Raw genomic sequence first — 24,872 nt, forward strand, 5'->3', positions numbered from 1 at the left:
CCATGGGAGTCAAGACACTTCAGGACCTGTTGGCCGAGGGTGTCGACGGTCGGGGCGTGCTCGTGCGCTCCGACCTGAACGTCCCCCTCGACGACAATGGCGCGATCACCGATCCCGGCCGCATCCTCGCCTCGGTCCCGACGCTGAAGGCGCTGGTCGAGGCGGGCGCCAAGGTCGTCGTCACCGCGCATCTGGGCCGCCCCAAGGGCGAGCCCGACCCGAAGCTCTCGCTCGCCCCCGTGGCGGCGAAGCTGGCCGAGGAGCTGGGCCGCAACGTCCAGCTCGCCGGTGACGTCGTCGGCCAGGACGCCCTCGCCCGCTCGGAGGGCCTGACCGACGGCGATGTGCTCCTGCTGGAGAACATCCGCTTCGACCCGCGCGAGACCAGCAAGGACGACGCCGAGCGCGGCAAACTGGCCCGGGCCCTGGTCGAATTGGTCGGCGACGACGGCGCGTTCGTCTCCGACGGATTCGGCGTGGTGCACCGCAAACAGGCGTCGGTCTACGACGTGGCCAAGCTGCTGCCGCACTACGCGGGCGGCCTGGTCGCCACCGAGGTCGAGGTGCTGCGCAAGCTCACCACCGAACCGGAACGCCCCTACGCCGTCGTGCTCGGCGGCTCGAAGGTCTCCGACAAGCTCGCGGTCATCGAGGCGCTCGCCCCCAAGGTCGACACCCTCGTCATCGGCGGCGGCATGTGCTTCACTTTCCTTGCCGCGCAAGGGCTTTCGGTCGGTTCCTCGCTGTTGCAGGAGGAGATGGTCGACACCTGCCGCAAGCTGCTCGACACCTACGCCGACGTGATCCATCTGCCGCGCGATATCGTGGTGGCCGACAAGTTCGCCGCCGACGCGGAGTCGAAAGTCGTTGCGGCCCACGAGATTCCCGAGGGCTGGATGGGTCTGGACATCGGCCCGGAGTCGGCGCGGCGATTCGGCGCGCTGCTGACCGAGGCGCGCACGGTGTTCTGGAACGGGCCGATGGGTGTGTTCGAGTTCGAGAAGTTCGCCGCGGGCACCCGAGGCGTGGCCGAGGCGATCGTCAAGGCCACCGAGAAGGGCGCGTTCACGGTGGTCGGCGGCGGCGATTCGGCCGCGGCCGTGCGCTCGCTCGGCCTGCCCGAGGACGGTTTCTCGCACATCTCCACCGGCGGCGGCGCGTCGCTGGAATACCTGGAGGGCAAGGAACTTCCGGGCATCGCGGTGTTGGAGGACTGAGTCGTGGCGCGTAAACCCCTGATCGCGGGCAACTGGAAGATGAACCTCAACCACCTCGAGGCCATCGCCCTGGTGCAGAAGATCGCCTTCGCCCTGCCGGACAAGTACTTCGACAAGGTCGATGTCACGGTGCTCCCGCCGTTCACCGACCTCCGCAGCGTGCAGACCCTGATCGAGGGCGACCGCCTGCTGATCACCTATGGCGCACAGGACGTCTCGGTGCACGACGCGGGCGCTTACACCGGCGAGATCAGCGCCCCGATGCTGGCGAAGCTGGGCTGCTCGTTCGTCGTGGTCGGCCACTCCGAGCGGCGGCAGTACCACAACGAGGACGACGCCATCGTGCTGGCGAAGACCAAGCAGGTGCTGAAGAACGGGATGACCCCTATCGTCTGCATCGGCGAGAACCTCAACATCCGCGAGGCGCAGACGCACGTAGCCTACAACCTCGAGCAGCTGCGCGGTTCGCTGAAAGGTCTGACGGCCGAGGAGATCTCGAAGGTCGTCATCGCCTACGAACCGGTGTGGGCCATCGGCACCGGCCGCGTCGCCACCCCCTCCGACGCGCAGGAGGTGTGCGGCGCGATCCGCACCGAACTCGCCGAGCTGGCGGGTCAGCAGGTCGCGGCGTCGGTCCGGGTGCTCTACGGCGGCTCGGTCAACGCCAAGAACGTCGGCGAGCTGACCTCGCAGACCGATATCGACGGTGCCCTGGTGGGCGGCGCGTCGCTCAAGGGCGACGAATTCGCCACCCTCTCGGCCATCGCCGCGGGCGGCCCGCTGCCCTGATCGGCCGCGATCGAACCCAACGGCCCGGTATCGCTCGTCGATGCCGGGCCGTTTCTCGTCGAAAAGCCGTGCGCCGCTAGGGAATTCGCGCAACCGCTCCCAGCATCGACACCGCCTCCGGCCGCGGATGCGCCCGCCACCCCTCCGGCCGCCAGGACATGATCGACCCGATTCCGGGCGGCTCGATCTCCAGCCCCTCGAAGAACGGCTCGAACTCGGCGGTGGACCGGAGCCGGAACGGGATGCCGCTGCGCTTGTTGGCCTCCTCGCTCTCGGCGATGTCCTCGGGGGTGAGGTGGTCGCTGGTGGCGTGGCTCATGACCAGATAGCTGCCCGACGGGAGCGCCGAGGTGAGTCGGCGCACCAGCTCGTAGGGCTTCTCCTCGTCGACGATGAAATGCATGACCGCCACCAGCATGAGCGCCACCGGCCGGGTGAAGTCGAGGGTGGCGAGCACGTCAGGATGACCGAGAATGCGCTCGGGGTCGCGGACGTCGGCCTCGAGGAAGGCGGTCCGGCCCTCGGGCGTGCTGTTGAGCAGCGTGCGCGCGTGCACCGCGACGATCGGGTCGTAGTCGACGTAGACGATGCGCGACTCGGGCGCGATGTCCTGCGCGATCTCGTGTACATTGCCCGCGGTCGGCAGGCCCGCGCCGATGTCGAGATACTGCCGGATTCCGGCCTCCGCGGACAGGAAGGTGACCACGCGGCGCAGGAAGGCGCGGTTCTCGAGCGCCGAGAACTGGACGCTGGGGAACGCCTCGGCCACCAGCTCGGCCGATTTGCGGTCGGCCTCGAAGTTGTCCTTACCGCCGAGCCAGTAGTCGTACCGCCGGGCGGGGTGGGGTTTGGACACATCGATGCCGGGGGGTGGAGTTGCCCATTCGGAGTCCACGTACGCCCTCTTTCCTCTCGACTACTGTGATCCTGTCAGCTCCGATCCGCGAATCCGGTAGCGACACCGCCGCGCGCATGGAAGGCTCGGTCAATGCAATTGCAGTACAGCCCTTACGATTTCGCTGTTCACGACGATCCGTACCCCTATTACGCCCGGCTGCGCGCCGAGGCGCCGGTGTTCCGCAACGAGGTCGACGACTTCTGGGCCCTGTCGCGCCACGCCGACGTGCTGGCCGCGTTCCGGGATTCGGAGCGCTTCTCCAGCGCCAACGGGCTGCGGATGGAACCGGCGTTCTGGGGTCCGCAGGCCGAGCAGTTCTTCTCGTTCGTGGCCATGGATCCGCCGAAGCACACCCGCCTGCGCGGGCTGGTGACCAAGGCGTTCACCCAGCGGCGAGTGTCGGGGCTGGAGCCGCGGATCCGGGAGATCGCGCGCGGGTTGCTGACGCCGCTGCTCGAGCGGGGCTCGTTCGACCTGATGGCCGACTTCGCGGGGCCGTTCCCCACACATGTGATCTCCGAACTGGTCGGGGTGCCGGAGCGGGACCGGGAGCTGGTCCTCGAGCTCGGCAAGGAGATCATGTACACCGACGAGGAGTCTACCGATCTGCGGCCCGAGGCCATGGAGGCAATCGGGAAACTGGTCGGCTACTACACCGAATTGACGATCGAGCGGAGCCAGCGGCGCGGGGACGATCTGCTGTCCGCGCTGCTCGACGCCGCCGACGGGGACGACCGGTTGACGCCGCAGGAGATCGTCGGCGTGCTCATCCTGCTGGTCGGCGCGGGCATCGAGACGACCATGCTGTCGCTGGGCAATCTCTGGTACACGGGCTGGCGGCATCCCGATCAGCGCCGCCGCGGCTTCGACGGCCGCGTGGACGAATTCATCGCCGAGGGCCTGCGTTTCGATCCGCCCACCCAGAACAATCTGCGCACGACCACCGAGGAGATCGAACTGCACGGCGTGCACATCCCCAAGGGCGCGCGCATGCTGCTGATCACCGGTTCCGCCAATCGCGACCCCGAGGTGTTCACCGATCCCGACACCTTCGACCTCGATCGCGACACCGGCCCGTCGCTGGTGTTCGGCAGCGGCCGCCATCATTGCCTGGGCGCCGCTCTCGGCCAGCTCGAACTGCGAATCGCGTTGGGGGAGTTGGCATCCCACGTCGCCGACTACGAGATCGACCCCGCGGGCCTGCGCCGGATCCACGCCTCCAACAACCGAGGGTTCGCCGCTCTCCCGACCACGGTCACCGCCCGCTGAACCAATACGGCCCCTAGCGCCGCGTATCGGACGTGTCCGCCGAGGATTCGACGAGTTTCGCCGCGGCTTCCTCGATCGCGTCCTCGTCCAGGAGTACGCGGGCCGCGGCCGGGCCGAGCGGAACGAAGCTGTCGGCGCTGGTGACCCGCGCGATCGGGCCGTCGAACCCGGCGTCCAGCAGCGCGGCGCAGACCGATTCGGAAACCCCGCCGCTGCGGCGGGTCTCGTCGGCGACGAGGACGCGGCCGGTCGCGCGGGCGTGGTGGAGGAGGTCGTCGAGCGGCAGCGGCGCGAGCCAGCGCAGATCGAGGACGCGGGCATTGATATCGCGGTCCGCGAGGCGGCGGGCGACGCGCAGGCTCATGGGGACGCCGTTGGCGAAGGTGACGATGGTGAGGTCGGCACCCTCGCCGTACGCGCGGGCGCGGCCGATGTCGACCGAATCGCCGGTGGCGGCGGCGAGCCAGGCGTCGTCACCGGATTCGTGCAGGTTACGCGTGTGATAGAGGGCGATCGGCTCGAGGTAGAGGCAGACCCGGCCGTCGACGCGGGCCGCCGCGACGCAGGTGCGCAGCATCGCGGCCGCGTCGTCGGCGCGGGCGGGGGAGGCGACCACCACGCCGGGGATGTCGCGCAGGGCGGCGACGGAGTCGTCATTGTGGAAGTGACCGCCGAAGCCCTTCTGGTATCCGTATCCGGGGATGCGCACGACCATCGGATTGCGATATTGCCCGGCCGAGAAGAATCGCAGCGTCGCGGCCTCGCCCCGAATCTGGTCCAGCGCGTTGTGCACATAGGCCAGGTACTGGATCTCGGGTATCGGCACGAATCCGGCGAGTCCCGCGCCGAGCGCGGACCCGAGCACGCTCTGCTCGTCGAGCAGGGTGTCGAAGACCCGGCGGGCGCCGAAGGTTTTCTGCAAACCCTTGGTCACCCCGTACACCCCGCCCTTGCGACCGACATCCTCGCCGAACACCAGAATGTCGTCGTCGCGTTCCAGCAGCGCCGCGAGCGTGCGATTCACGGCCTGCGCCAACGTCATCGGCCCGTCGGCCCGCTCCCGGCCGCCCGGTGCGGGCTCCTCCCGATCGGAGACGACCACCACCGAGTCGCCGGGGTCTATGGCGGTGCTGCCCGCCGCGGTCGCGTCCCGCAGTTCCGCCGCCGGATTCTCGCCCGGCGACGCCGCGTCCCCGGCCGCCGCCACCGAGCGCCCGGTCCGCAGGGCGGGCAGACCGAAACCATTGCCCGACAACGGCTTTCCCGGCGAGTCGGGAGCTCCCTCCCGCCGGTCCGACACCAGGGGTTCGGTCCGCGCCGCGTCCGCGCGAACCGCCACCGGATCGCTCGCCACCAGCGGCGCGATGACCTCCGCCCGGCTCCGCAACGGCGGCTCCTCGACGACCCGGGCCGCGACCTCGGTGACCCGCGCCCCGATCGAGTCGTACCGTTCGAGCACGTGCTCGGCGGTGGCGACGCCCGAGGTGACCAGCAGCCGGGCCGTCGCCGCCACCGGATCGCGGTCGAGATCGGCGGCGATATCGCTCGCCCGCCGATACGCCGACTCCACATCCGAACCCGCGTGCCCCAGCAGCCGCACGGTCCGCAACCGCAGGAACGCCGGGCGTCGATGCTCGCGCGCCCAGCGGAACGCCTCGGCCGAAACATCCAGCGCCGCAAGCAGATCCGCCCCGTCGGCGGTGAAGTACCGCAGTCCGGGCCGCGACCCGTACGCGTGCTCGATCCAGTCCGGCGGGGTCGGCACGCTGATGCCCAGCCCGTTGTCCTCGCACACGAACAGCACCGGCAGCGGAACCCCTTGGTGCGCGGTGTGAATCGCGGTATTGACGGCGCCGGCGGCGGTGGAGTGGTTGGCCGAGGCGTCACCGAACGTGCACAACACCACCGCGTCCGGCGGCCACTCGGTGCGCCTGCCCAGCCGCGTCGCCCGGTCCAGGGCGAAACCCAGCCCGACCGCGCGCGGCAGGTGGGAGGCGATGGTGGAGGTCTGCGGGATCACCGCGGCGGGCCGGGAACCGTAAACCTTGTGCCGCCCACCGGAAATCGGATCCGCCGCCGCGGCGACCACCCCCAGCAGCACGTCCCGGATGGGATCGAGGCCGGGCACCTGACGGCAGCGATGGACGAAGAACGCGCCCGCGCGATAGTGCGACAGCACCGGATCCGTCGGCCGCGACGTGGCCGCCAGCACCACATTCCCCTCGTGGCCGGACGAGCCGATGCTGTAGTAGCCGCGACCCGACGCGGTGAGCCGCCGGGCGGCGAGATCGAGATGGCGGCTCGTGGCCTGCGCGTCGAACAGGTCGAGACAGGTGACACCCGTGTACGCGCTCCCGGTCCGGACGGGATCGGTGGCCGCCCGGGGCGTCCCCGGCTCCGCCGCGCGCACCGCCTCCCGCAACCGGCGATCCAGGTCTGCTTCGCGTTCGCTGCTCACCTCTCCAATGATGTTGTCTCGCAGCGCCCGGCGGGCCGGAATCCCGCCGTCGCCGCCGATCAGCGATCGGCGGTCAGCACGAGACCGGTGCCGTTGCCGTCGTTGCGCAGGGTGAGCGTGTCGCCGTCGACGGTGGCCGTGGTCTTACCGTCCAGGGCCTCGAGCACCTGCCGTTCGACGTCCATCACCTCGGGTTCGCACAGCATGCGGGTGGTGGCGAGCCGGAAGGTGATCTCCCGGTCGCCCGCCGCGATCTCGGCCGTTCCGCTCAGGTGGTTGCAGCCCGCGCTGCCCGCGACCCGATTGTCGGTGCCGATGGTCAGGGTGGGTTTCGCGTGTTCGAGGGCCTGCGAGGTGACCTGTCCCTCGGGACGCAGCAGCGTGGTGACGGTCCATTCGGTCTCGGTCAGCGGCCGGTTGGGCCGGGCGACCCGCTTGTCGAGGAGGGCGACCGTGCTGCCGTTACCGGTCAGGGTGAGCGTGTCGCCGTTCAGTTTCCAGGTCGGCGCGGATTCCAGCAGGCCCGTCTGCCAGCCGTCGGCTCCCGCGCGGTCGCCGACACACGCCATCATGGTCGTCGCGAGGCCGGAGATCCGCAGGACGTCGCCGTCGAAGGACACCGGCCCGCCGCTGGTGTTGCAGCCGGAACGCGCGGAGACGCGGCCGTCGGTGAAGGTGAGTTCGAGCGGGCCGCCGCCGGGGATGGCCGTGCCGTCGACCTTGGTGGAGACATAAGTGTGGCCCATGGGCGTCGGACCGGTCGAATCGTGCGAGCCCGAGTCCGTGGCACAGCCCGCCACCGCCGTCGCCAGCGTCAGGACGGACACCCAGCGCAGCAGCGTTGCCGACATGTTGCCATCGTAGCGGCGATTGGCCCGGATCCCGGCTGGTTAGGCTCCCGATATGGCCGCACCCCCGATCGCTCCCGCCTCCACCTGGGCGCCCTTGGCGTCGCGCGTGTTTCGCGCGCTGTGGATCGCCCAGCTGGTGTCCAATCTCGGGACCTGGATGCAGACGGTCGGCGCGCAGTGGTTGCTGGTCGAGGAGCCGAACGCGGCGACACTGGTCTCGCTGGTGCAGACCGCGACGACCCTGCCGGTGATGCTGCTGTCGATTCCGTCGGGGGTGCTCGCCGATCTGCTCGACCGGCGACGGCTGCTTATCGGCGCGCAATCGGCGATGGCGGTCTGCGCGCTGGTGCTCGCGGGGGTGACGGCCGTCGGGCGGATCACCCCGGCGCTGCTGCTGACGCTGCTGTTCCTGCTCGGCATCGGGCAGGCCATGACCGCGCCCGCGTGGCAGGCGGTGCAGCCGGAGTTGGTGCCGCGCAACGAGATTCCCGCCGCGGCGGCGCTGGGCAGTATGAGCAACAATATCGGCCGCGCGGTCGGGCCCGCGATCGCGGGCGTGCTGGTGTCGCTGGTCGGGCCGACGCTGGTGTTCGCGGTGAACGCCGCCTCGTTCGTGGGGGTGGTGGCCGTGCTGGTCCGGTGGCGGCGGCCGACGGCCGATCAGGATCTGCCCGCGGAACGCCCGTTCGCGGCCCTGCAGACGGGATTGCGGTTCATTCGCGCGGCGCCCGCGATCCGGCGGGTGCTGCTGCGGTCGATCCTGTTCATCGGCCCGGCGAGCGCGTTGTGGGCGTTGCTGCCGGTGGTCGCGCACGCGCGCCTCGGGTTGTCGTCGTCGGGGTACGGCCTGCTGCTCGGCGCGCTGGGCGTGGGCGCGGTGGCCGGGGCGACCCAATTGACCTGGCTGCGAAGGACATTGAGCCCGACCCGGTTGCTGGCGTTGGCGGCGGTGCTGTTCGCGGTGGCGACGCTCGCGGCGGCCAGCGTGCCCGTCGCGGGAATCGTGTTGGTGGCGTTGGTGTTCGGTGGGTTCTCCTGGTTGACCGCGTTGTCGACGCTGAATTCGACGATGCAGTTGCTGTTGCCGGGGTGGGTGCGGGCGCGGGGGCTGTCGGTGTATCAGCTGGTGTTCATGGGCGGGCAGGCCGTCGGTTCGCTGGTGTGGGGTGTGGTGGCGGGGTCGTTCGGGGTGACGGTCGCGCTGTGGTGCGCGACCGGCCTGCTGGCCTTGTGCGCGCTGACCACGGTGTGGCTGCCGGTGCGGGTCACCTCGCTGGACACCACGCCCGCCGCCTACTGGCCCGAACCGGTGCTGGAGTTCGAACCCGAACCCGAGGACGGCCCGGTGCTGGTGCTGGTGACCTATCACGTACCCGCCGCGGCGGCGGCCGACTTCACCTCGGCCATGGCGCGGGTGGGCCGGTCCCGGCAGCGCACGGGCGCGATGGAATGGCGCCTGTACCGGGACGTGGGCGTGGCCGACCGCTATATCGAGGCGTTCGTGGTGCGTTCGTGGGACGAGCACATGCGCCAGCATCAGGTCCGGCTCACCGCCAACGACCGGCTGGCCGAACAACGCGTCGGGGAGTACACGACGGGGGAGAGTCACACCCTGCATCTGGTCGCGGTGCGACCGGTGCAGCCGGTGCGGACCTGGCGGCGCGGATGATTGCCATGGCTGCTGCGGAACCGGCGCGGGCGGGGACCTAAACTGTCGGGCATGCGCATGTTCCTGGATATCCTCCTGATCATCACCAGCGTGCTGCTGGTGCTGCTGGTCCTGTTGCACCGGGCCAAGGGCGGAGGGCTGTCCAGCCTGTTCGGCGGCGGCGTGCAGGCGAGCCTGTCCGGATCCACCGTCGTGGAGAAGAACCTCGACCGCATCACGATCTTCATCGGCCTGATCTGGATCATCTCCATCCTCGGCATCGGCTTCGAGATCAAGTTCTCCTGATCGTCAGCGCCACGCCGGTCGCCGCCGCGAGCACGACGGCGGCGATGGCGAAGGCCGCGGTGTAGCTCGTGCCCAGGACAGGCGTCACCACCAGCGGCCCCAGCACCTGACCCAGCCCGTACCCGGCGGTCAGCGTCGCGGCCGCCCCCGCGCCCGCGAGGTCGTCGCCGATCTCGATCGCGAGCATGGTGATGCCCATGAACGTGGCCCCGAACAGCGCCGCGGCGACGAGCGCCGGGACCGCGCCGGGCGACAGCGCGGGCAGCAATGCCGAGAAGAACTGCAAGACGAGCGCGAAGACCATGGCGCGCAACGGGGTTCGCTTCCGGGCCAGCACACCCCACAGCACCGTCGCCGGGGCCGCGGCCACGCCGACGACGACCCACAGGGTCGTGCCGAGGGTCGCGTCACCGACGGCGGCCACGAGGAATGTGCCGATCACGATGTAGCCCAGGCCCTCCAGGAAGTAGGCGAGCAGCAGCGCCCGCCACGCCCGGACCGAACGGGTGGTGCCCGCCCGCGCCCGGCGACCCGGCACGATATCGAGCGCCAGCGCGGGTGCCAGCAGCACGGCGGTCAGCACGGCCGACCCCAGCCACAGCGCCTGCCACGACACGTGCGGCCCGAGTACCAGTGCCAGCGCTCCGGTCAGCGCGATCCCGCAGCCGACGCCCGCGAAGGTGATCCCGGCCGCGCGCCGCCGATTCTCGTGCCGCGCCGCGATACCCGCACACCCGATGAACACCACCGCGCTCGCGACACCCGCGACCAGCCGCAGCATCGCGGGCACGAGCGGCGGCGCGGACCAGGCCATCAGCGCCTCGCTCAGCACGAGCGCGACGGCGGCGACCCGAAAGGTGTTGCGGCCGTGCCATTCCGGACGACGAGCCAGGACGACCGCCCCGAGCAGATAGCCCGCGTAGTTGGCCGCCGCGATGAGCGCGCCCGCCCGCGCGTCGATCCGACCGGCGTGAATCATGACCGGCAGCAGCGGCGTGAAGGCGAACCGCCCGATCCCCATGGCGGCGGCCAGCCCCGCCGAGGCACGGAACGCGGGGGCGAGCGAATCCGGGCGAGTCGGCACAATCGTCACACCACTCGACGTTAGGGATCCGCGACGGGCGAGAGAAATGCTTTCCGGGCACCGTGTATACGCTGAACGCATGGATCTGGAGTTGCGGCACCTGCGGGCCTACCTGGCCGTGACGCGCGAACGCAACTACACCCGCGCCGCCGAGCGCCTGCACATCACCCAGCCGTCGCTGACCCGGACCATTCAGCAGCTCGAGCGAATCCTGGACTGCCGCTTGATCGAACGCACCTCGCGCCGCTTCACCCTCACCGCCGAGGGCGAACACTTCCGCGCGGTCGCCCAACGCCTGCTCGCCGACCTCGACACGGCCGTCGCCGACCTGCACCTGCGTTCCGCGGTCTCGATCGGCTTCTCCTGGCTTCTCCCCGACACGTGGTTCGCCGACGCCCGCACCCGCTTCGAGGCCCTCGGCGGCCACGTCGAGATCCGCCGCGTCGACGACCCGATCGCCGCCCTCCAGTCCGGCGCGGTCGACGTCGCGCTCTATCGCCGCGACTCCCGGCTGCCCGCCCAACTCGCGAGCCGCGTGATCGGCGTGGAGCGACGCCTGCTGGCGGTGTCGATCCGCTCACCCCTCGCCCGCCGCCCCGACCTGCGCTGGTCCGACGCCGCCCACTACCCCCTCGTGGCCAACACCATCACCGGCACCACCGACGAAACCTCCTGGCCCACAGCGCCTCCCGGCCGCACCGTCGTGCACTGCACCAACTTCGACGAATGGATCGAGCTGATCGCCGCCGACCGCGGCATCGGCGGCGTCCCCGAACTGGCCCGCACCCGAGCCCCCCACCCGGGCGTCGTCTACCGGGACGTCCCCGACGCCCCACCCTCCCGAGTCCGCCTCGTCTGGCGCGTCAAGCCCGCCCCTGCCCGTTCGGTGCGGCGCTTCCTGGATGTGGCCTGAGTTCCTCGGGTTCGGCGAGGGGCATCCGGCCGTCGATGTCGGTGAAGCCGTACTCGGCCGCCAGATGGGCCACGCGCCAGGGCTTTCCGGTGCGGGTGCGGCGGTCGGGGGCGGTGGCGAGGGCGACGACCGCGCGGCCGGGGAAGCGGGGGGTTTCGGCGTCGGCGAGGTCGAAGGTGCCCTCGCCGGGGAGGGTGATCAGGCGGCGGCCGTCGGGGCCGGGCGGAACCATTTGCAGCAGTTCGGTGTTCACGATGCCGGGCCAGAGGGAGACGACCGTGACGTCGGTGGGCGCGAGGTCGTGGGCGAGGTCGGCGGTGAGGCGGTCGACGGCGGCCTTGGCGACGCCGTAGACGGCGTTGTGGGTGTAGTGCTCCGCGCCGGGGGAGGAGATGTTGACGATCAGGCCGCCCGATTCGATCAGCAGCGGGGCGGCGTGGAAGGCGGCGACGTAGTGGGAGCGGACGCCGATGTCGAAGCTCTCGTCCCACGCCCGCGGCGGCACCTCCCAGAACGGCTTGCCGAGCCAGCGGGCCGAGGCGGGGGAGTTGTAGACATTGTTGACCAGGATGTCGAGGCGGCCGTGGTCGCGGCGGATCGTGGCGAACAGCTCCGCCACCGCCGCGTCGTGACGGTGATCGCAGATGTACGGGATCCCGACGCCGCCGAGTTCGGTTGCGCGCGCGGCGGTTTCGGCGACCGTTCCCGGCAACCGGCCCGGCGCGTCGGTGCGACCGGTGACGTACACGGTCGCGCCCGCGGCCCCCAGTTCCAGGGCGATGCCCTTGCCGATGCCGCGGCTGGCTCCGGTGACGACCGCGACCCGGTCGGCGAGTATTCCGTTCACGACTCCGGGACACTACCGTGAAATGAGAACACGTTCTAGTACTCGGGAGGCGGAGTGGAGCCGACACAGCGGTTCGTGGACACGGGCGAGGCGCGGATGCGCGTCGTCGAACAGGGCCGGGGCTTCCCGGTGATCCTCTGTCACGGCTTCCCGCACGGCTGGTACGTCTGGCATCGGCAACTGCCCGCGCTGGCGGCAGCGGGCTACCGGGCCATCGCCCCGGATCTGCGCGGCTACGGTCGCACCGAGGCTCCCGAAGGGGTGGAGGCGCACACCAATCGCGCGGTGATCGGCGATCTGCTCGCGCTGCTCGACGACCTCGGGGCCGAGCGCGCGGTGTTCGTCGGCCTGGACTTCGGCGCGCAACTGGTGTGGGAGCTGGCATTGCGCGCCCCGGAGCGGGTGGCCGGGATCTTCGTTCTGAACAATCCCTACGCCCCGCGCCCACCCAAGCCGCCGTCGGCGTTCTGGACGCGGGCGGCCGAGCGGCACTTCCTGCATCTGGCCTATTTCCAGACCCCCGGCGTCGCCGACGCCGAATTGGCCGCGCGCCCAAAGGAATTCCTGGCCCGCGTCTTCTACTCCCTCAGCGGCGACTACCACTACCTCGACACCTGGAAGAACCCGCCCGGCCTCGGCTACCTCGACGTTCTCCCGCAGGCCCCGGCCTTCCCCTGGCCATGGCTCGACGAGACCGAACTCGACACGCTCGCAACCGAATTCGAGCGCACCGGCTTCACCGGCCCGCTGAGCTGGTACCGCGCCCTGGACCGCAACTGGGAACTCACCGCCGACCTCCCCACCACCGTCGAGGTCCCCGCCCACTTCCTCTACGGCGAGCACGACCCGGATATGGAGGGTTTCAGCGGCCGCGACCCGCTGACCACCATGCGCGCCCACGTCCCGGATCTCCGCGCGGTCGAAAAGGTCTCCGGCGCCGGACATCTCGTGCAATTGGAACGCACCGAGGCGGTGAACGCCTTCCTCACGACGAATCTGGCGGCGCTGAACCTGCCGCAGGTCACGGAAGCCAGGTGAGCAGCTCCGCGACCGGCAGCCGTCCGACGGGAATCGCCGTGGGGGAGCCGCGGTTCTCGTCGTCGGTGTAGCCGAGGGCGATGGCGTGGCGGGGCAGCCAGCCCGGTGGCGCGAGCAGCAGGTCGGCGGCCGCGCGGACGTTCTCGTCGGGATGGAAGCTGGTGACGCAACTGCCCAGGCCGCGTTCGTGCGCGGCGAGACACAGGGATTGCGCCATGCGCCCGAGATCGAATTCGGTGTCGGTGTGGCCGTTGTCCTCCGACAGCAGCACCAGCACCAGCGGGGCGCGGCCGAGCAACATGGCGTAGTCGCCGAGCCGGGACAGCGCCGCGCGCTGCCGAGGATCGGTGACCGCGACGAACCGCCACGGCTGCCGATTGCGGGCCGACCCCGTCCACCGCGCCGCCTCGATGACCTCCTCGACGGTCACGCGCGGAACGGGATTGGGCCGGAAGTGCCGCACCGAGCGCAGCGTCGCGATGGCCGCCCGCACCGACCCGGCGTCCGCGAAGTCGCTCGGGGCGCTCAACGGGCCGGTAGGTCCGACGCGGCCGCCTCGTCCAGCACCCAGGTCGTCGACTCGCCGCCCCGCGCGCCCGCCGACGGGACGTCCAGCGGCGACGCGCCCCCGATCGCCGCCGCCACGGCCGCGGCTTTGCCCGCGCCGCCGACGATCAGCACGACGTGCCGGGCCCGGTGCACGGCGGGCAGGGTGAGGGTGATCCGGACCGGCGGCGGTTTGGGCGAATTCGTCACGGCCACAACGAGTTCGTGCTCCTCGCGGACCGCGTCGGTGTGCGGGAACAGCGAATTGACATGCCCCTCGCCGCCCATGCCGAGCAGATGCAGATCGAAGGCGCCGTACTCGGCGAGATGGGCGTGCACGGTCGCCGAGTACTCCGCCGCCGCCTCCACCGGATCGGGATACTCACCGTCGGAGGTGGCGACCGGGTGCACCCGCGCCGGATCGACCGGCACATGATCGAGCAGCGCCTCGCGGGCCTGCCGGTCGTTGCGTTCGGCGTCGCCCGCGGGCACGAAACGTTCGTCGCCCCAGAAGATCTCGACCCGAGACCAGTCGATATCGCCCCCGAGCTTGCGGACCTGTTCGAGGGTGGCGATACCGGACCCGCCGCCGGTCAGCACGACCGAGGCGACACCCCGATCGCGCTGGGCGGCGGTGACCACCTCGACGAACCGCCGCGCGGCGGCCACCGCCAGCGCGTCGGCGTCGGCGACGACCTCGATCCCGGGCTCACTCATAGACGACCCTTTCGATCCCGGCCAGCGCCTCGGCGTACACCTCGTCGGCGTCCAGCCGCCGCAGCTCCTCGGCGAGGCAGTCCTTGGTCTCCCTGCGCGCCAACGCGAATCGCTGATCGGGTTCGCCGGTGCGGGACAGGGTGGCGGTGCGCCCGGTCTGCGGCCGCGCGATGGCGATCGAGACCGTCGGGCGGTGCAGCTCCACCTTCAGCTCGCCGGTGCGCCGCCGCACCGGGCAGCCCAGCCGCGCGGCGAGCCAGCCCGCGAGCACGTCCAGCGCCGGTTCCTCCGCCAGCCCCGACACCGTCACCGATTCAACGGGTTCGAACGGCGGTTCGTCGAGCGCGGCGGCGAGCAACGCGCGCCAATAGGTGATCCGGCTCCACGCCAGATCCGTATTGCCCGGCGCGTAGGAGTCCAGCCGCTTGCGGATCGTGCCCTGCGGATCAGCCGCGAAGGTGGCGTCGGTGATGCGGCGAATCGCCAAGCGCCCCACCGAATCCTTGGACGGGAACTCCGGCGCGCCGCGCGGCCACCACGCCACCACCGGTGTGTCGGGCAGCAGGAACGGGATGACCACACTGCTCTCGTGATTGACCAGATCGCCCTGCAACCGCAGCACGATCACCTCCGCCGCGCCCGCGTCGCCGCCCACGCGGATCTGGGCGTCGAGTTTGGTCTCGGCGAACCGGTCGCCGCGCGCGAGCACGATCACGCGGCAGGGATGTTCGCGGCTGGCGTCGTTGGCGGCGTCGATCGCCTCCTCGGCCTCGGAGGAGTCCAGCGTGCACACCACCAGCGTCAGCACCCGGCCCATGGCGATCACGCCGTTGCTCTCGCGCAGTTTGAGCAGGCGCTTGGCGACGTCCTGGGTGTTGGTGTCGGGCATGTCGACGATCACGGGCGCCGCCATTCCCGCCCGGTGCGGGCGAGCATCTCGTCCGCGGAGATCGGACCCCACGTGCCCGCCTCGTACGGTTCGGGCTTGCCGTCGGCCGCCCAGTGCTCGATCACGGGATCGAGGATGCGCCAGGACAATTCGACCTCCTCGTTGACCGGGAACAGCGACGGCACCCCGAGCAGCACGTCCAGGATGAGCCGCTCGTAGGCCTCGGGGGAGACCTCGGTGAACGACTCGCCGTAGCTGAAGTCCATGTTCACGTCGCGGACCTCCATGCTGGAGCCGGGCACCTTCGACCCGAACCGCATGGTGATGCCCTCGTCCGGCTGTACCCGGATGACCAGGGCGTTCTGCCCCAGTTCCTCGGTCATCTCGTGGTCGAACGGCAGATGCGGGGCGCGCTTGAACACGATCGCGATCTCGGTCACCCTGCGGCCCAGGCGTTTTCCGGTGCGCAGGTAGAACGGCACGCCCGCCCAGCGCCGGGTGTCGACGTTGAGGGTGATGGCCGCGTAGGTCTCGGTGCGGGAGTTGGGGTCGAACCCCTCCTCCTGCAACAGGCCCACGACCTTCTCGCTGCCCTGCCAGCCCTCGGTGTACTGTCCGCGCGCGGTCGTCTCGTCCAGCGGTTCGACCAGTTTCGTCGCCGAGAGGACCTTGATCTTCTCGATCTGCAACTGCCGCGGCTGGAAGCTGACCGGATCCTCCATCGCGGTCAGCGCCAGCAGTTGCAGCAGATGGTTCTGGATGACGTCGCGGGCCGCGCCGATGCCGTCGTAATAGCCCGCGCGCCCGCCCAATCCGATGTCCTCGGCCATGGTGATCTGGACGTGGTCGACGAAATTGGAGTTCCACACCGGCTCGAACAACTCGTTGGCGAACCGCAGCGCCAACAGGTTCTGCACGGTCTCCTTGCCGAGGTAGTGGTCGATGCGGAAGACCGTCTCCTCGGGGAAGACCCGGTTGACGAGCGCGTTGAGCTCCTTGGCGCTGGCCAGGTCGTGCCCGAACGGTTTCTCGATCACCACCCGCCGCCACGGGGTGACCTTGCCCGGGGTGGGCGATTGCTGCTGGGCCAGGCCGGTACGCGAAAGCTGTTGCAGCACAGTCGGAAATGCGTTCGGTGGAATCGAGAGGTAGAACGCGTGATTGCCGCCGGTGCCGCGCTCCTGATCCAGTTGCTTCAGCGTGTCGGCCAGTTGGGTGAAGGCCGCGTCGTCCTCGAAGGTGCCCTGCACGAAGCGCAGCCCCTCCGCGAGCTGATCCCACACCTCCTGCCGAAACGGCGTGCGCGCGTGCTGTTTCACCGCCTCGAGCACGACCTCGGAGAAGTTCTCGTCGGCCCAGTCCCGGCGCGCGAACCCGACCAGGGCGAACGAGGGCGGGAGCAGCCCCCGGTTCGCCAGATCGTAGATGGCGGGCATCAGCTTCTTGCGCGACAGGTCACCGGTGACACCGAAGATCACCATGCTGCACGGGCTCGCGATCCGGGGAAGCCGCTTGTCCCGCTCCTCGCGAAGCGGATTCGCCGGTGCTGCCGATTCCTGGGGACCGGCCACGGGTCAGTTGCTCCCGGTGGTCTCGAGCTCGGACTTCGTCGCGGTGAGCAACTCGTCCCACGACTTCTCGAACTTCTCCACGCCCTCGCGCTCGAGCACGCGGAACACGTCGGGGATGTCGATGCCGATCGCGCTCAGCTTGTCGAACACCTCCTGCGCGGCGGCCGCGGTGCCGCTGACCGTATCCCCGCGCAGCTCACCGTGATCCGCGAACGCCTCCAGGGTCTTCTCCGGCAGCGTGTTCACCGTGTTGGGCGCGACCAGTTCGGTGATGTACATGGTGTCGGAGTAGTCCGGGTTCTTCACCCCGGTCGAAGCCCACAGCGGCCGTTGGCGATTCCCGCCCGCCGACGCCAGATGCTGGTAGGTCGAGGTGTGCGCGCCGCCGTCGAACACGTCCTGATAGGCCGCGTAGGCCAAGCGCGCGTTGGCGATTCCCGCCTTGCCGCGCAGCGCCAGGGCCTCGGGCGTGCCGATCTGCTCGAGTCGCTTGTCGACCTCGGTGTCCACCCGGGAGACGAAGAACGACGCCACCGAGTGGATGCGGGCCAGATCGTGCCCGGCGATGCGGGCGTTGCGCAGGCCGTCGAGGTAGGCGCCCATCACGCTGCGGTACCGCTCGACCGAGAAGATCAGCGTGACGTTCACGCTGATGCCCTCCGCGATCACCTTGGTGATGGCGGGCAGGCCCTCCTCGGTGGCGGGGATCTTGATGAACAGGTTGGGCCGGTCCACGATCTTCCACAGCTCGACCGCCTGGGCGACGGTCTTGTCGGTGTCGAAGGCCAGGCGCGGATCGACCTCGATGGAGACGCGGCCGTCGACGCCGTTGCTCGCGTCGAACGCCTCGGCCAGCACGTCACAGGCGGCGCGCACGTCGTCGGTGGTGATCGTGCGGATGGCCGCGTCCACGTCGGCGCCGCGGGCGGCCAGTTCCTTGATCTGATCGTCGTAGGCGTGGCCCTTGCTGAGCGCGCCCTGGAAGATCGTCGGGTTGGTGGTCACGCCGACCACGCTGCGGGTCGCGATGAGTTCGGCGAGGTTGCCGGACCGGATGCGGTCCCGCGACAGATCGTCGAGCCACACCGACACCCCCGCCGCGGACAGTGCGGCGAGATTCTCGTTCTGTGCCATGTCGCTTATCCCTTCACCTTGTCGAGTGAACGCCGGGCGGCCTCGATCGCGGCGTCGGTGGTGATGCCGAACTCACGGAACAGGGTCTGGTAGTCGGCCGAGGCACCGAAGTGCTCGATCGACACGTGCTCACCCGCGTCCCCGGTCAACCGGTACCACGGCATCGCGATCCCGGCCTCGATGGAGACCCGGGCGCGGACCGCGGGCGGCAGCACCTCGTCGCGGTAGGTCTGGTCCTGCGCGTCGAACCATTCCACGCACGGCATCGAGACCACCCGGGTTCCGATGCCCTGCTCCTCCAGCCTAGTGCGGGTCTCCACGGCGATCTGCAACTCCGAGCCGGTAGCGATCAGGATCACCTGCGGTGTGTCCGTGGACGATTCGGCCAGGACGTAGCCGCCCTTGCGGACGCCCTCGTAGCTGGTGCCCTCGAGCACCGGCAGGTTCTGGCGGGTCAGCGCCAGCGCGGACGGGCCGTCGATGTGCGGGCCCTGCTTCGGGGTGAAGTGCGAGGCGCGCTCGGCGCTCTCCAGTTCGAGGATGGCCCGCCAGGCGTGCACGGTCTCGTTGGCGTCGCCGGGGCGCACCACGTTCAGGCCGGGGATCGCCCGCAGCGCGGCCAGATGCTCGATCGGCTGATGGGTCGGGCCGTCCTCGCCGAGCCCGATCGAGTCGTGGGTCCACACGTAGATGGCCGGCACCCGCATGAGCGCGGCCAGCCGGACCGCGGGCCGCATGTAGTCGGAGAACACCAGGAAGGTGCCGCCGTACGGGCGGGTCGGGCCGTGCAGGGCGATGCCGTTGAGGATCGCGCCCATGGCGTGTTCGCGGACACCGAAGTGCAGCGTGCGGCCGTACGGGTTGGCCTTCCACATGCCGGTCGAGATCGACTCCGGGCCGAAGCTCGGTTCGCCGGGCATGGTGGTGTTGTTGGATTCGGCGAGATCGGCTGAGCCACCCCACAATTCGGGCAGCACCGGGGCGAGCGCGGCGAGCACGTTGCCCGACGCCTTGCGGGTGGCCAGGCCCTTGGCGTCCGGCTCCCAGGACGGCAGGCCGTCGGCCCAGCCCTCGGGCAGCTTGCGCTCGTAGAGGCGGTCGAACAGCGCCTTGTTGTCCGGGTTGGCCTGCGCCCACGCCTCGAAGCGGGCCTGCCAGGCCGCGCGCAGCGTCTTGCCGCGCTCGGCGGCGTTGCCGCGGGTGTGGGCGATGACGGCCTCGTCGACCTCGAAGGTCTTGTCCGGATCGAAGCCGAGGATCTTCTTGGTGGCGGCCACCTCGTCGGCGCCCAGCGCGGCGCCGTGCGCGGAACCGGTGTTCATCTTGTTCGGGGCGGGATAGCCGATGATGGTGCGCAGCAGGATGAACGACGGCTTGTCGGTGACGGCCTGTGCGTCGGCGATGGCCTTCTCGATCGCGACGACGTCCTCGCCGCCCTCGACGACCTGCACGTGCCAGCCGTAGGCGCGGTAGCGGGCGGCGGTGTCCTCGCTCAGCGCGATGGTGGTGTCGTCCTCGATGGAGATGCGGTTGTCGTCGTAGAAGACGATCAGGTTGCCCAGCTGCTGGGTGCCCGCGAGCGAGGACGCCTCGGAGGTGACGCCCTCCTCGATGTCGCCGTCGGAGGCGATGACGTAGACGAAGTGGTCGAACGGGCTGTGGCCCTGCTCGGCGTTCGGATCGAACAGGCCGCGCTCGCGCCGGGCGGCCATCGCCATGCCGACCGCGGAGGCCAGGCCCTGCCCGAGCGGGCCGGTGGTGATCTCGACGCCCGGGGTGTGCCGGTACTCGGGGTGGCCCGGGGTGAGCGAGTTCCACTTGCGCAGATTCTTCAGGTCGTCGAGTTCCAGGCCCACGCCCGCCAGATACAGCTGGATGTACTGGGTGAGGCTGGAGTGGCCCGCCGACAGGACGAACCGGTCGCGGCCGGTCCAGTTCGGCTCGGTCGGGTCGAAGCGCAACACTCGCTGGTAGAGGGTGTAGGCCAGGGGCGCGAGGCTCATCGCCGTGCCGGGGTGACCGTTGCCCGCCTGCTGCACGGCGTCGGCGGCGAGAACGCGGACCGTGTCGACGGCTCGCGTATCCAGATCTGTCCAGTCTTCCGGGTGGTTCGGCTGGGTGAGGGCACGGATGTCGTCTGTGACTGACACGACCGGGATTCTCCTGACCTTCTCGTCATCGGTGGGCGGCGGCTCGAGATTACCCACCACCCTAGAGGTGAGCGTCACGCCGCGATACGGGAACCCGCCCGTACCCCGAGCCGTGTCGCCCCTTCGTTACGGTGAGTGATTACCGCGCTGAACGCGCACCATGCCTGCGGCACGGGCGGATTCGCGGCGGGTGGGTCCGGGGCCCGACCCGCCGGGGTCTACCATCGTGCGTAGTAGTTCCCATCGGATCGAGTGCACCACCTGCGAGGAGAGACAGTGCGGATTGGGCAACAGCCGGGTGGTGCGCATGGCTCCTCCGCGACGGTGCTGGCCGACCGTGTCACCGGCACGGGTCCGGTCGCGGCGCTGACGCGGCGGGTGCTGGCCTACATCGCGCTGACCAAACCGCGCGTCATCGAGCTGCTGCTGGTGGCGACGATCCCGACGATGCTGCTGGCCGACCGCGGGCACATCGATATCCGGCTCATCCTCGCGACGCTGTTCGGCGGCTGGATGGGCGCGGCGAGCGCCAACACGCTCAACTGCGTGGCCGACGCCGATATCGACAAGGTGATGAAGCGGACCTCGAAGCGGCCGTTGGCCCGCGAGGCGGTGCCGACGCGCAACGCGTTCGTGTTCGGGGTGCTGCTCGGGGCGGGGTCGTTCGCGTGGCTGTGGTGGCAGGCCAATCTGCTGTCCGGCGCGCTGGTGGTGGCGACGATCCTGTTCTACGTCTTCGTCTACACCCTGGGCCTCAAGCGCCGCACCTCGCAGAACGTCGTCTGGGGCGGCGCGGCCGGATGTATGCCGGTCCTGGTCGGCTGGTCCGCGGTCACCGGAACCATCGGCTGGCCCGCCCTCGTGCTGTTCCTGGTCATCTTCTTCTGGACGCCCCCGCACACCTGGGCCCTGGCCATGCGCTACAAGGAGGACTACCGCGCCGCGGGCGTCCCCATGCTCCCCGTCGTCGCCACCGAGCAGACGGTCACCAAACAGATCGTCATCTACACCTGGCTCACCGTCGCCGCCACCGTAGCCCTCATCCCCGCCACCGGCGTCGTCTACGCCGCCGTCACCATCGCCGCCGGAGCCTGGTTCCTCCTCATGGCCCACCAGCTCTACTCCGGCGTCCGCCGAGGCGAATCCGTCAAACCCCTCCGCCTCTTCCTCCAATCCAACAACTACCTCGCGGTCGTCTTCTGCGGCCTCGCCGTCGACTCGGTCCTCGGCTGGCACACCATAGGCCACACCCTCCTCCACTGACCCCAGGTCCCCAGGTCCACGAACCCAGCCGCACCCTTTGTTCGAATCCGCACCCCTTGTAGAGCTATGGAAGGGGTGCGGATCCGAATAAGGGGTGCGGCTGTGTTCGTGAACCTTTGAGGGACGGGCGGTTTGGAGGGTCAGCTGGGGCAGGGTTGGAGGGGGTAGCAGGCGGGGCCGGGGGTTTGGGTGGGGATGGTGCGTTCGGGGGCGGGGGTGAAGGTGGTGGGGGCGGGGTGGCCGGAGGTGGGGGAGGAGGGGGGTGGGGTGGTGTGTTTGGTGTTGCCGCCGGTGCAGAAGGCGGCGAGGGCGAGGATCAGGACCAGGAGGACGAGGATGATCAACGGGGTGATGCCTCGGCCTCGGGGGCGGGGTTCCTTCGGGGGGCGGGGGTCGAAGGGGACCGAATAGGGTTGGGGGGTGGGGGCGAATTGGGGGCCTGGGGTGGAAGATGGTGGGCCCGAGGGGAATTCGCGGGTGGCGGTTCGGGGGGTGGCGCCGGGGGAGCCCGGGGGGATGGGGGCGCCTTGCGGGTTCGTCGAAGTGTCTTGTGCCGCAAGGGGTGTGCCCGGTGCGGGGATCGGTGCGCCTCGGTGCGGGATGGGGGCGCCTTGTCCGGGGATGGGTGCGCCTTGCCCAGCCATAGGTGTGCCCTGTCCGGGGATGGGTGCGCCTTGCCCAGCCATAGGTGTGCCCTGTCCGGGGATGGGTGCGCCTTGCCCAGCCATCGGTGCGCCCTGTCCGGGGATCGGTGCACCTTGGCCGCCCATCGGTGCGCCTTGTCCCGGGATCGGTGCACCTTGGCCGCCCATCGGTGCGCCTTGTCCCGGGATCGGTGCACCCTGGCCCCCCATCGGCGTACCGTGCCCCGGGATCGGCGCACCTTGCCCACTCATCGGCGCGCCCTGCTGCCCGGAAAACGCGGCACCCGACGGCGAATACGCGCCCCCGGGCTGCGGAATCGGCACACCTTGCTGACCCTGCCCCGAAAAGCCCGCCCCGGGTTGCGGAATCGGCGCGCCAGGCGGAACGGAAGCTCCCTCCGCACGATCCGCGGGCCGGGACGGTGTCCGATCCGCCCGCGGCGCGGGAAAGCCCTCCGCCGTCAGATCCGAATACGTTGCGGCGGCGGCGAATCCGAGCGCGCCCAGCGCCTGACCCACCTGCGCCGCGTTCCACGAATCCGGCGCGCCCTCGGTGATCCGCGCGACGTAGGACCGCAGCGAGGACGGCCCGTCGCCGACCACCACATCGATCCCCTCCGGCAACTCGCCCTTATCGAGCGAGATCCGGGTGCCCAGTTGCGGAATCACCAGCACCACACCGATGACCCCCACGCCCTCCCGGCCGGGCGCGGCCCGCAGCAACTGCTGGATCTCCGCGGTCCGCTCCCGAATCTCCCCCATCGCCTCGGTCCCGGACTGCGCCCCCTCGAGCGGTGCGACGCGCCCATCGATCGTCCACGGCTCGTGCGCCGAGACGGCCAGCGTCCCGTTCACCCGCTCGGTGAATCCCTTGACCGTCATGACGACACAGATCTTGGGCGTCCACACGATCGCGTCGGTGCCGCCCGCCTTGATCACCGCGATGCCGGGTAACGCGTGCGCGCCGGTCCACGACTTGAGCCAGTTCACCACCGTCCGCTCGGTGGCGGACAGCCGTGACGGGTCGTCGTTGCGGACCTTCACCAACATCGTGATCAACCCCTGTCGAGCCCTCATCCGGTGACCGCCCGAGCGGCCGTTCGACCACGGTACGACTGTTTCGGCGAACCGGGCGAATCGGCTTGTGCGGCAGCACAGATCATCCAGCATCCGCGCCGCCGCGTCACCCCGGGGTCACCCCGCCCGACGCCAGGCCAGATAACCGTCCGGCCGCACCAGGATTCGCGTCCCGGGCGTCGCGTCGTACGCGGCGAAGGCATGCCCGTCGACGGCCGCCAATTCCTCGCCCACCGGCGCGCGTTCGGGCCCGACGATCGAGAACGCCCTGGTGTGCGCGTCGGTCTCGCCGACGGGTGCGTCGAATGCCAGCAGCGTGGCATGCGGCCCGCGGAACAGATCGAACAACCGCACCGACCCGCCGTCGGCCCGCCGCAACACCGAATCCGGCGCCCGATCCCCCGCGACCAACCGCCCGGTCTCCTCCCCGGTCCGATAGCTGACGTCCAACTGCATCGTCGTCTCGTCCCGCTCGAGCGCGGCCTCGTCCCCGGCCTTGTGCCGATCCAGCAGGTCGGTGCTCACCCCCAGCACCCGCGCGGCCACCGCCCGCCGCTCGGACTCGTAGGTGTCGAGCACGTCCGCGCGCCCGTCCAGCGCGGCCGCGAGCTTCCACCCGAGGTTGTAGCCGTCCTGCACCCCGGTGTTCATGCCCTGCCCGCCGGTCGGCGGATGCACGTGCGCCGCGTCGCCCGCCAGGAACACCCGTCCCGCCCGGAACCGTTGCGCCAGACGGATATTCGGCCGCCACGCCGAGGCCCACACCGGTTCGCCGATCGTGATGTCGGTGCGCCCCGAGTACCGGTCCAGCACGCGCTGCATCACCTCGCGGGTCGGTTCGGACTCCGCGAGCGGCGCGATGAACTGGAACAGCCGATCCCCGGGCAGCGGCGTCAGCGCCACGCCCTCCATCGGCGCGTCGGCCCTCGCGAACCAGTACCCGTACGAATGGTCGAGGGTGTCGGCGCGCACATCCCCGATCAACATGCGGAACTCCTCGTCGGTGGTCCCCTCGAACGCGATCCCCAACGTCCGGCGCACCGTACTGGCCCCGCCGTCCGCGCCGACGAGATAGTCCGCCCGCGCGGTCTCGACCCCGCCGGGACCCGCCAGCGAGACCGTGACCCCGTGCTCGTCCTGCGTGAAATCCGTGACGGCCGTGGACAATTCGACCTTCACCCCGAACTCACCCAGCCGCTCCCGCAGAATCCCCTCCACCTGCGACTGCCCGAGCACCCACGCGTTCGGGTACGGCACCGCCGCCGTCGGCGCCCGCAACTCCGCGCGTCGCCGCTCGCCGACGAACTCGCCGTCGAGATGAATCCGCATCGCGGGCGCGTCCTCGCCCGCCGCGAGCACCGCCCCGATCACGCCGAGATCGTCGAACACCTCGAGCGTGCGCGGCTGGATCCCGTCCCCGCGCGATCCGACGAAGAACTCCGCCGCCTTGTCCACGATCCGCACCGCCACACCGCGCCGCGCCAGATCGATGCCGAGCGTGAGCCCCGTCGGCCCCGCTCCGGCTACGAGTACCTGCGTAGACATGGTTCCCTCCGATACTGA

Annotated in this window: 21 protein-coding genes; 8 read left to right on the plus strand and 13 right to left on the minus strand. The window is 70.3% G+C overall.

Going from position 1 to position 24,872, the window contains the following annotated elements; all coding sequences use genetic code 11:
* The first annotated feature begins 2 nt into the window (after positions 1 to 2).
* Both ACFYTQ_RS25280 and tpiA read left to right on the plus strand, forming a co-directional pair.
* Entirely contained in the window at positions 3 to 1,217 is a 1,215-nt protein-coding gene (locus tag ACFYTQ_RS25280; protein WP_387365723.1) for a phosphoglycerate kinase, read from the plus strand.
* Positions 1,218 to 1,220: 3 nt separating this feature from the next.
* Positions 1,221 to 2,006 (plus strand): triose-phosphate isomerase, encoded by a 786-nt coding sequence (gene tpiA / locus ACFYTQ_RS25285; RefSeq protein ID WP_387365726.1) that lies wholly within the window; start codon positions 1,221 to 1,223, stop codon positions 2,004 to 2,006.
* Positions 2,007 to 2,082: 76 nt separating this feature from the next.
* On the opposite strand, the gene ACFYTQ_RS25290 is transcribed toward tpiA, so the two are convergent.
* Positions 2,083 to 2,901, minus strand: coding sequence for an SAM-dependent methyltransferase (locus ACFYTQ_RS25290; protein ID WP_387365729.1), 819 nt, complete (start codon positions 2,899 to 2,901; stop codon positions 2,083 to 2,085).
* A 93-nt stretch (positions 2,902 to 2,994) separates the two neighbouring features.
* Between ACFYTQ_RS25290 and ACFYTQ_RS25295 the strand changes: the two genes are divergently transcribed.
* Positions 2,995 to 4,173, plus strand: coding sequence for a cytochrome P450 (locus tag ACFYTQ_RS25295; protein WP_387365733.1), 1,179 nt, complete (start codon positions 2,995 to 2,997; stop codon positions 4,171 to 4,173).
* A 13-nt stretch (positions 4,174 to 4,186) separates the two neighbouring features.
* Here the strand turns inward: ACFYTQ_RS25295 and ACFYTQ_RS25300 are convergent, their stop codons facing one another.
* Both ACFYTQ_RS25300 and ACFYTQ_RS25305 read right to left on the minus strand, forming a co-directional pair.
* Positions 4,187 to 6,631 (minus strand): thiamine pyrophosphate-dependent enzyme, encoded by a 2,445-nt coding sequence (locus ACFYTQ_RS25300; RefSeq protein ID WP_387365736.1) that lies wholly within the window; start codon positions 6,629 to 6,631, stop codon positions 4,187 to 4,189.
* Between the two features lie 59 nt (positions 6,632 to 6,690).
* On the minus strand, positions 6,691 to 7,482 hold the full coding sequence (locus ACFYTQ_RS25305) for an META domain-containing protein (protein ID WP_387365739.1): 792 nt from the start codon (positions 7,480 to 7,482) through the stop codon (positions 6,691 to 6,693).
* A gap of 52 nt (positions 7,483 to 7,534) precedes the next feature.
* Here ACFYTQ_RS25305 and ACFYTQ_RS25310 point away from each other — a divergent pair, with 52 nt between their 5' ends.
* Together ACFYTQ_RS25310 and secG are read left to right on the plus strand one after the other, a co-directional pair.
* Positions 7,535 to 9,151 (plus strand): MFS transporter, encoded by a 1,617-nt coding sequence (locus ACFYTQ_RS25310; RefSeq protein WP_387365742.1) that lies wholly within the window; start codon positions 7,535 to 7,537, stop codon positions 9,149 to 9,151.
* 51 nt (positions 9,152 to 9,202) lie between these two features.
* Positions 9,203 to 9,436 carry a preprotein translocase subunit SecG gene (gene secG, locus ACFYTQ_RS25315; protein WP_387365745.1) on the plus strand — a complete coding sequence of 78 codons (234 nt, stop codon included), beginning with the start codon at positions 9,203 to 9,205 and terminating at the stop codon, positions 9,434 to 9,436.
* Here secG and ACFYTQ_RS25320 read toward each other — a convergent pair.
* The gene (locus tag ACFYTQ_RS25320) at positions 9,423 to 10,529 is read right to left on the minus strand and encodes a YbfB/YjiJ family MFS transporter (RefSeq protein ID WP_387365748.1); all 1,107 of its coding nucleotides are present in this window, start codon (positions 10,527 to 10,529) and stop codon (positions 9,423 to 9,425) included. The genes secG and ACFYTQ_RS25320 overlap by 14 nt on opposite strands.
* Positions 10,530 to 10,599: 70 nt before the next feature.
* Here ACFYTQ_RS25320 and ACFYTQ_RS25325 point away from each other — a divergent pair, with 70 nt between their 5' ends.
* Positions 10,600 to 11,433 (plus strand): LysR family transcriptional regulator, encoded by an 834-nt coding sequence (locus ACFYTQ_RS25325; RefSeq protein WP_387365751.1) that lies wholly within the window; start codon positions 10,600 to 10,602, stop codon positions 11,431 to 11,433.
* On the opposite strand, the gene ACFYTQ_RS25330 is transcribed toward ACFYTQ_RS25325, so the two are convergent.
* Positions 11,384 to 12,280, minus strand: a complete 897-nt coding sequence (locus ACFYTQ_RS25330; RefSeq protein WP_387365754.1) for an SDR family NAD(P)-dependent oxidoreductase — start codon at positions 12,278 to 12,280, stop codon at positions 11,384 to 11,386. The genes ACFYTQ_RS25325 and ACFYTQ_RS25330 overlap by 50 nt on opposite strands.
* A gap of 54 nt (positions 12,281 to 12,334) precedes the next feature.
* Between ACFYTQ_RS25330 and ACFYTQ_RS25335 the strand changes: the two genes are divergently transcribed.
* Positions 12,335 to 13,318: an alpha/beta fold hydrolase gene (locus ACFYTQ_RS25335; protein ID WP_387365757.1), complete on the plus strand. Its 984-nt coding sequence runs from the start codon at positions 12,335 to 12,337 to the stop codon at positions 13,316 to 13,318.
* Here the strand turns inward: ACFYTQ_RS25335 and ACFYTQ_RS25340 are convergent.
* The 6 genes from ACFYTQ_RS25340 to tkt all read right to left on the minus strand — a co-directional run bounded on the left by ACFYTQ_RS25340 (position 13,302) and on the right by tkt (position 20,325).
* Positions 13,302 to 13,847 carry a nitroreductase family protein gene (locus tag ACFYTQ_RS25340; RefSeq protein ID WP_387365760.1) on the minus strand — a complete coding sequence of 182 codons (546 nt, stop codon included), beginning with the start codon at positions 13,845 to 13,847 and terminating at the stop codon, positions 13,302 to 13,304. The two genes, ACFYTQ_RS25335 and ACFYTQ_RS25340, sit on opposite strands and share 17 nt — an antisense overlap.
* Positions 13,844 to 14,581 (minus strand): 6-phosphogluconolactonase, encoded by a 738-nt coding sequence (gene pgl, locus ACFYTQ_RS25345; protein ID WP_387365763.1) that lies wholly within the window; start codon positions 14,579 to 14,581, stop codon positions 13,844 to 13,846. The genes ACFYTQ_RS25340 and pgl overlap by 4 nt, the downstream gene beginning before the upstream one ends.
* Positions 14,574 to 15,482, minus strand: a complete 909-nt coding sequence (gene opcA / locus ACFYTQ_RS25350; protein WP_387365766.1) for a glucose-6-phosphate dehydrogenase assembly protein OpcA — start codon at positions 15,480 to 15,482, stop codon at positions 14,574 to 14,576. Before opcA ends, pgl begins: the two co-directional genes overlap by 8 nt.
* Entirely contained in the window at positions 15,479 to 16,951 is a 1,473-nt protein-coding gene (gene zwf / locus ACFYTQ_RS25355) for a glucose-6-phosphate dehydrogenase (protein ID WP_387365769.1), read from the minus strand. The genes opcA and zwf overlap by 4 nt, the downstream gene beginning before the upstream one ends.
* A gap of 93 nt (positions 16,952 to 17,044) precedes the next feature.
* Positions 17,045 to 18,175: a transaldolase gene (gene tal, locus ACFYTQ_RS25360; protein ID WP_387365772.1), complete on the minus strand. Its 1,131-nt coding sequence runs from the start codon at positions 18,173 to 18,175 to the stop codon at positions 17,045 to 17,047.
* 5 nt (positions 18,176 to 18,180) lie between these two features.
* On the minus strand, positions 18,181 to 20,325 hold the full coding sequence (tkt, locus tag ACFYTQ_RS25365) for a transketolase (RefSeq protein ID WP_387365775.1): 2,145 nt from the start codon (positions 20,323 to 20,325) through the stop codon (positions 18,181 to 18,183).
* Between the two features lie 276 nt (positions 20,326 to 20,601).
* Between tkt and ACFYTQ_RS25370 the strand changes: the two genes are divergently transcribed.
* Positions 20,602 to 21,588: a heme o synthase gene (locus tag ACFYTQ_RS25370; protein ID WP_387365778.1), complete on the plus strand. Its 987-nt coding sequence runs from the start codon at positions 20,602 to 20,604 to the stop codon at positions 21,586 to 21,588.
* A gap of 140 nt (positions 21,589 to 21,728) precedes the next feature.
* On the opposite strand, the gene ACFYTQ_RS25375 is transcribed toward ACFYTQ_RS25370, so the two are convergent.
* Both ACFYTQ_RS25375 and ACFYTQ_RS25380 read right to left on the minus strand, forming a co-directional pair.
* On the minus strand, positions 21,729 to 23,309 hold the full coding sequence (locus ACFYTQ_RS25375; protein WP_387365781.1) for a hypothetical protein: 1,581 nt from the start codon (positions 23,307 to 23,309) through the stop codon (positions 21,729 to 21,731).
* 117 nt (positions 23,310 to 23,426) lie between these two features.
* Positions 23,427 to 24,854: an FAD-dependent monooxygenase gene (locus ACFYTQ_RS25380; RefSeq protein WP_387365784.1), complete on the minus strand. Its 1,428-nt coding sequence runs from the start codon at positions 24,852 to 24,854 to the stop codon at positions 23,427 to 23,429.
* Positions 24,855 to 24,872 lie beyond the last annotated feature (18 nt).

The organism is Nocardia sp. NPDC004068, from assembly GCF_042874315.1.
Lineage (GTDB): Bacteria > Actinomycetota > Actinomycetes > Mycobacteriales > Mycobacteriaceae > Nocardia.

Excerpts from the sequence above, each read along its gene's own strand:
- ACFYTQ_RS25280 (WP_387365723.1), top strand. The coding sequence starts at position 3 with ATGGGAGTCAAGACACTTCAGGACCTGTTGGCCGAGGGTGTCGACGGT.
- ACFYTQ_RS25295 (WP_387365733.1), top strand. The coding sequence starts at position 2,995 with ATGCAATTGCAGTACAGCCCTTACGATTTCGCTGTTCACGACGATCCG.
- ACFYTQ_RS25305 (WP_387365739.1), bottom strand. The coding sequence starts at position 7,482 with ATGTCGGCAACGCTGCTGCGCTGGGTGTCCGTCCTGACGCTGGCGACG.
- ACFYTQ_RS25310 (WP_387365742.1), top strand. The coding sequence starts at position 7,535 with ATGGCCGCACCCCCGATCGCTCCCGCCTCCACCTGGGCGCCCTTGGCG.
- secG (WP_387365745.1), top strand. The coding sequence starts at position 9,203 with ATGCGCATGTTCCTGGATATCCTCCTGATCATCACCAGCGTGCTGCTG.
- ACFYTQ_RS25325 (WP_387365751.1), top strand. The coding sequence starts at position 10,600 with ATGGATCTGGAGTTGCGGCACCTGCGGGCCTACCTGGCCGTGACGCGC.
- pgl (WP_387365763.1), bottom strand. The coding sequence starts at position 14,581 with ATGAGTGAGCCCGGGATCGAGGTCGTCGCCGACGCCGACGCGCTGGCG.
- zwf (WP_387365769.1), bottom strand. The coding sequence starts at position 16,951 with ATGGTGATCTTCGGTGTCACCGGTGACCTGTCGCGCAAGAAGCTGATG.
- tal (WP_387365772.1), bottom strand. The coding sequence starts at position 18,175 with ATGGCACAGAACGAGAATCTCGCCGCACTGTCCGCGGCGGGGGTGTCG.
- ACFYTQ_RS25375 (WP_387365781.1), bottom strand. The coding sequence starts at position 23,309 with ATGAGGGCTCGACAGGGGTTGATCACGATGTTGGTGAAGGTCCGCAAC.
- ACFYTQ_RS25380 (WP_387365784.1), bottom strand. The coding sequence starts at position 24,854 with ATGTCTACGCAGGTACTCGTAGCCGGAGCGGGGCCGACGGGGCTCACG.